Source organism: Streptomyces sp. CO7 (assembly GCF_053474865.1).
The window spans coordinates 288,325-293,761 of the sequence record NZ_JBRIOU010000001.1 but is presented as its reverse complement, the minus strand read 5'-3'; the positions used below and the strand labels follow the sequence as shown (position 1 = coordinate 293,761).

General features: G+C 73.9%; 7 protein-coding genes. 5 read left to right on the top strand and 2 right to left on the bottom strand.

Annotated features, from left to right (window positions below):
• Positions 1 to 202 precede the first annotated feature (202 nt).
• From ACOV8S_RS01355 to ACOV8S_RS01340, 4 genes are all read left to right on the top strand, one after another.
• Entirely contained in the window at positions 203 to 694 is a 492-nt protein-coding gene (locus ACOV8S_RS01355) for a DUF2771 domain-containing protein (RefSeq protein ID WP_448315479.1), read from the top strand.
• 16 nt (positions 695 to 710) lie between these two features.
• On the top strand, positions 711 to 1,430 hold the full coding sequence (locus ACOV8S_RS01350; RefSeq protein ID WP_448315478.1) for a futalosine hydrolase: 720 nt from the start codon (positions 711 to 713) through the stop codon (positions 1,428 to 1,430).
• Positions 1,427 to 2,368 carry a 1,4-dihydroxy-6-naphthoate synthase gene (locus ACOV8S_RS01345; protein ID WP_448315476.1) on the top strand — a complete coding sequence of 314 codons (942 nt, stop codon included), beginning with the start codon at positions 1,427 to 1,429 and terminating at the stop codon, positions 2,366 to 2,368. The genes ACOV8S_RS01350 and ACOV8S_RS01345 overlap by 4 nt, the downstream gene beginning before the upstream one ends.
• Positions 2,369 to 2,564: 196 nt before the next feature.
• The gene (locus tag ACOV8S_RS01340) at positions 2,565 to 3,776 is read left to right on the top strand and encodes a cytochrome P450 (protein WP_448315474.1); all 1,212 of its coding nucleotides are present in this window, start codon (positions 2,565 to 2,567) and stop codon (positions 3,774 to 3,776) included.
• A gap of 66 nt (positions 3,777 to 3,842) precedes the next feature.
• Here the strand turns inward: ACOV8S_RS01340 and ACOV8S_RS01335 are convergent, their stop codons facing one another.
• Positions 3,843 to 4,226 (bottom strand): cold-shock protein, encoded by a 384-nt coding sequence (locus tag ACOV8S_RS01335; RefSeq protein ID WP_351113040.1) that lies wholly within the window; start codon positions 4,224 to 4,226, stop codon positions 3,843 to 3,845.
• Positions 4,227 to 4,362: 136 nt separating this feature from the next.
• Here ACOV8S_RS01335 and ACOV8S_RS01330 point away from each other — a divergent pair, with 136 nt between their 5' ends.
• Positions 4,363 to 4,662: a hypothetical protein gene (locus ACOV8S_RS01330; protein WP_448315472.1), complete on the top strand. Its 300-nt coding sequence runs from the start codon at positions 4,363 to 4,365 to the stop codon at positions 4,660 to 4,662.
• Here the strand turns inward: ACOV8S_RS01330 and ACOV8S_RS01325 are convergent.
• A complete protein-coding gene (locus ACOV8S_RS01325) occupies positions 4,623 to 5,345 on the bottom strand; it encodes an HAD family hydrolase (protein ID WP_448315470.1) in 723 nt (240 codons plus the stop codon). The genes ACOV8S_RS01330 and ACOV8S_RS01325 overlap by 40 nt on opposite strands.
• Between the last annotated feature and the right edge of the window lie 92 nt (positions 5,346 to 5,437).

Below are 5,437 nucleotides of genomic sequence, written 5' to 3'. Positions count from 1 at the left end.
CTCCTGACCCGGTCGCGGGCCCACGCGGCCCGTCACCGGGCCACGGTCGCCCGGGGAGCGCCCCGCCCGGCCCCTCGTCCGGCCCGCCCGGGAGGCGAAAGCATCCCCCACGCGGCGGTTCGCACCGTATGAGGGCCGCGGGGGGACGGCACGCCGACCCCCGCGTGACCTTGTCGTTGCCGGGGCCAGATAGCCTTCGGCCATGACCACGATGCACTCCGCCGCGCGCCGCCGCCGAGCCGTCGCCGCCGTCGGCGCCGTTTCCGCCGGGCTGCTCGCGCTCTCCGCCTGCGACGCGCCGTCGCCGGTCGCCACCGTGACCGTCAACTCGGACACGGTCCACTCGGAGGCCTCCTGCTGGAACGACGGCAAGGCGATCAGCTCCGAGGAGCTGACGTCCTGCCTGCAGGACAAGGACGTCCCGACCCTGAAGGTGAACCAGGACGAGACCGTCCGGTTCGGCGTCGACCAGGAGATCGCCGAGAGCCGCTGGGTGATCCTGATGAACGGCCGCCCGCTCGTCGAGGACAGCGGCCGCACCTACCGGACCATCCCCGGCAGCGTCTTCTTCAGCTCCCAGTACGGCGCCCAGGGCAACTCCACCGTCGTCGCCGTCCAGGCGCTGGACAAGGACGACAAGGCCAAGACCACCGGCCTGTGGACGTTCAAGCTCAAGCGCGGCGACGACGCCTGACCACGCCGTGCCCGGCATGACCCGCGTACTGGTGGCCACCGCGGTCCCCGCCGAAGGGGACGCGGTGGCCCGCGCGTTCGGCCCCGTCACCGGTGAGGCGGCGCTGCCCGGCGGCCTGCTGGTGCGCGGTCTCCCGGACGGCCCCGACCTTCTCACGGCCGGCGTCGGCCCCGCGCGCGCCGCCGCGTCGACCGCCACCGCGCTCACCGCCGCCGCCCTGCGCGGCGAGCCCTACCGCCTGGTCGTGTCGGCCGGCATCGGCGGCGGCTTCGCGCCCGCCGCGCCCGTCGGCTCCCTGGTGGTGGCCGACGAGATCACCGCCGCCGACCTGGGCGCCGAGACCGCCGACGGCTTCCTGCCGGTCACCGAGCTCGGCTTCGGCGCCGTCACGCACCGCCCGCCCGCCGGCCTGGTCCGCGCCGCCGCCGAGGCCACCGGAGCGGCCACCGGCCCGGTGCTCACCGCCTCCACCGTCACCGGCACCGCCGACCGTGCCGCGCTGCTGCTCTCCCGTCACCCCGGCGCGCTCGCCGAGGCGATGGAGGGCTTCGGCGTCGCCGAGGCAGCCGCCGCGCACGGCGTCCCCGTCCTGGAGATCCGGGCCGTCTCCAACCCGGTCGGCCCCCGCGACCGCGCCGCCTGGCGGATCCCCGAGGCGCTGGCCGCCCTCACCGCCGCCTTCGAGGGGCTCGCACCCGTCCTGAGGCGCTTCAGCACCGAGAGAGTGGAGCCATGAGCGACACGCCGAAGCACACCCCCACCGCCGTCGTCACCCCCACCACCGCCGAGCAGGACCGGCACGCCGGGCACGCGGGCCGTGCCGAGGGCGCCGCGCTGCGCATCGCCTACTCGCCCTGCCCGAACGACACCTTCGTCTTCGAGGCGTGGGCCCACGGCCGGATCCCCGGCGCGCCCCTCCTCGACGTCACCTTCGCCGACATCGACATCACCAACGGCATGGCCGAGCGCGGCGAGTTCGACGTGCTGAAGGTGTCGTACGCGGTGCTGCCGTACGTGCTGGACGAGTACGCGCTGCTGCCCTGCGGCGGCGCGCTGGGCCGCGGCTGCGGCCCGCTGGTGCTCACCCGGGACGCCGTCGCCCCCGGCGACCTGGCCGGGCGCACCGTCGCCGTGCCCAGCGAGCGCTCCACCGCCTACCTGCTGTTCCGGCTGTGGGCGGCGGCCGAGGTGCCCGGCGGCGTCGGCGAGATCGTCGTCATGCCGTTCCACGAGATCATGCCCGCGGTCCGCGACGGCAGGGTGGACGCCGGCCTGGTCATCCACGAGGCGCGCTTCACCTACCAGGACTACGGCCTGACCAAGCTGGCCGACATGGGCGAGCACTGGGAGGCCACCACCGGGCTGGCGATCCCGCTCGGCGCCATCATCGCCAAGCGCTCCCTGGGCGAGGACACGCTGCACCGGCTGGCCGACGCGGCCCGCGCCTCGGTGCGCGCCGCCTGGGCGGTGCCCGAGGCGACGCGCCCCTACGTGATGGAGCACGCGCAGGAGATGGACCCGGCCGTCGCCGACCAGCACATCGCCCTGTACGTCAACGAGTTCACCGCGGACCTCGGCGAGGAGGGCATGGCGGCGATCCGCGGCCTGCTGGACCGCGCCGCGGACCAGGGCCTCGTCCCGGCGCTCAAGCCGGACGCGCTCGCGTTTCCCTGACCGGCCCCGGCCTGCCGTGGGGCAGGGGGGTTCCCTGGCGAAGGCGGTCCTCGTGGGGCGAGATGCAGGATCCACACCCTTTCGTCCACTTCGACCGTACAGTGGGTGCGTAGTCCCGGGATCGGCCAACTCCTGGACGCCGCGGCCTCGTTGCCGGCCGCGGCGAGTCCGCCTCCTCACCCCACAGGGAGAACGAGTGACCAGCAAGCAGCCGTCCGTGAGCCCCTTATTGTTCGACACGCTGATCGACCGGTGGCAGTCCCTGCGCGACAAGGGACCTGTCCACCACGACGAGACGCTCGGCGTGTGGCAGGTCGTGGACCACGAAGGCGTCGGAGCCGTGCTGAGCGATCACGCGGCCTTCTCCTCCGACATGAGCTCCCTCGCCCCCACGCAGGAGGACTTCGACACCTTCCGGCAGGGCAACTTCGTCGGCATGGACCCGCCGCACCACCGCAAGCTGCGCACCCTCGTCAGCCAGGCCTTCACCCCGCGCGTCGTCCAGGGGCTGGCGCCACGGATCGAGGACGTGGTCACCCGGCTGCTGGACGACGTCGCCGGCCGGGACCGCTTCGACCTGGTGGAAGCCCTCGCGAACCCGCTCCCCGTCATCGTCATCGCCGAACTGCTCGGGGTGCCGCCCGAGGACCACCGGCTGTTCCACGAGTGGGCGAGCGTCCTGTTCGACGGCGAACTGGTCGGCGAGACCGCCGACATGGACGACCTCGGGCGCGCCCTGGAGGCGATCGCGCCCACCGTGCGCGAGATGAACAGCTACGTCCTGGACCACATCCGCCGCCGACGGGCCGACCCCGGTGACGACCTCACCAGCCGCCTGCTGCACTCCGAGGTCGACGGCGTCCGCCTGGCCGACCAGGAGATCGTCGGCTTCGTCGCGCTGCTGCTGGTCGCCGGGCACATCACCACCACCGCCCTGCTGGGCAACACCGTCCTCACCCTGGACCGGCTCCCCGGGGCCCTGGACGGGCTGCGCGCCGATCCCGACCGGATCCCGGCCGCACTCGAAGAGGTGCTGCGGTGGCTTCCCCCGTTCCCCGAGGTGGGCCGGCGCACCGCCCGCCCCGTCGTCCTCGGCGGCCACGAGATCCCGGCCGACACCCTGATCACGGCCCACCTGGGAGCCGCCAACCGCGACTTCGCCCGCTTCACCGACCCCGACGTCGTCGACGTCGACCGCGGTCCGAACCCCCATCTGACCTTCGGGCACGGCATCCACTTCTGCCTCGGCGCCCACCTCGCCCGCCTCGAGGCCCGCATCGGCGTCCGTCTGCTGCTGAAACGTTTCGCCACTCTGGCCGTCACTTCCTACGACGACGTCGAGTACCGGAACCCGGCCGTCATCGTCGGCGTCCGCCACCTGCCGGTCGAGGTCACCCCCGCGCGGTAGTGCCGGCCGGTCCTGCTCCGGGCGACCGCCCGGAGCAGGACCGGCCCGCCGAACGGATCGAGGCGCTCAGACGTCCAGGTCGTCGGCGACCGCCCGCAGCAGGGTGGCGACCTTCTTGCCGACCGCCTTGTCGGGGTAGCGGCCCCGGTCCAGGCCGGCCACCATGCCCTCCAGCAGCGTGGTCAGGTCCTGGACGATGGACGCCAGCTCGGCCGGCTTGCGCCGCTGCGCCGCGGCCACCGACGGGGCCGGCTCCAGCAGCGTCACGGCGAGCGCCTGCTCGCCGCGCTGCCCCGCCACCACGCCGAACTCGACCCGCTGCCCGGGCTTGAGGGCCTCGACGCCGGCGGGCAGGACCGAGGAGTGGACGAAGACGTCACCGCCGTCGTCGCGGGAGAGGAACCCGAAGCCCTTCTCCTTGTTGAACCATTTGACCTGGCCGGTAGGCACGTCCGTCGTCCTCGTCCTCGTGCTGGTTGCGGTGATGGCGGCCGTCGATATCGGCCGGTTTACAGGCTAATGGGCCCTCACCGGGCGACAAGACGTCCCCCGGCCGTTTCCCCTGGCTGGGAACTACCCTGGTCGGGTGCGTGAACAAACACCGTTGAACACCGGCGACCGCCTGGTCCGTGCCGGAGGGATCGTCTTCGTCGTCGGCGCCGTGGCCACCCTGGTCACCGTGGCGCCGCTCCTGCTGGGCACCACGCCGTTCCCCGTCTACATGTTCTGCCTGAGCATGCTGATGGGCGTGGGCTTCCTGATCGCCGCCGCGGGCGTGCTGACGTCCGCCGCGGCCGGCCGCCGCGAGGCGCGGCAGGCCCAGGAGGCCCGGGCGGCGGCCGCCGCTCAGGCGGCCTCCGGCTCCGGCGTGGGCGCCGAGAGGTAGCCCGCCAGCCACCCGGGGAACTCCGACAGGTCCGCCAGCACCACGTCGGCGCCCGCCTCGCGGAGCTCCTCGGCCGGGCAGGGGCCGCTCGCCACCCCGACGGACAGCGCGCCGGCGCGCCGCGCGCCGAGCACGTCCCCGACGTGGTCGCCCACGTAGACGCCCGCCCCCTGGGCCCGCAGCGCCTCCGCCTTGGCCTCCGCCCACAGGCCGCCGATCACGGCGTCGGCGTCGATGCCGAGGTGCGCCAGGTGCAGCTTCGCGTTCGGCTCGAACTTCGCGGTCACCACGACCGCCCGGCCGCCCGCCGCGCGCACCGCGTCCACCGCCTCCCGGGCCCCGGGCATGGCGGTCGTCGGCGCGACGGCGAAGCGCGGGTACAGCTCCCGGTACACGTCGGCGATCTCCGCGATGCGCTCCTCGGGGAACCAGTACGCCAGCTCCGTCTCCAGCGGCGGGCCCAGCCGGGTGACGGCCAGATCGGCGTCGACGAACGTGCCGGTCCGCGCCGAGAGCTCCGTGTAACAGGCGTGGATGCCCGGGCGGGAGTCGATCAGGGTCATGTCGAGGTCGAAGCCGACCGTCGGCGTCCTTGCGGACGTCGGGGCCGTCCGGGACGTCGGGGTCGTCGGTCCTGTCCGGGGCGTCTGGCTCGTGTTCACCCCGCCATGGTGCCTGCTCATGGTGACCGTGAGGTGAACGGGCTCACCTCGTGGACGGATCGTGGACGCCCCCGCCGTGGCGTTAGCCTCCTTCACGTGAACGTGACGAGCAC

Bases quoted from the DNA above. Each gene is read 5' to 3' on its own strand.
- ACOV8S_RS01325 (WP_448315470.1), bottom strand. From the start codon at position 5,345: ATGAGCAGGCACCATGGCGGGGTGAACACGAGCCAGACGCCCCGGACA.
- ACOV8S_RS01345 (WP_448315476.1), top strand. From the start codon at position 1,427: ATGAGCGACACGCCGAAGCACACCCCCACCGCCGTCGTCACCCCCACC.
- ACOV8S_RS01355 (WP_448315479.1), top strand. From the start codon at position 203: ATGACCACGATGCACTCCGCCGCGCGCCGCCGCCGAGCCGTCGCCGCC.
- ACOV8S_RS01350 (WP_448315478.1), top strand. From the start codon at position 711: ATGACCCGCGTACTGGTGGCCACCGCGGTCCCCGCCGAAGGGGACGCG.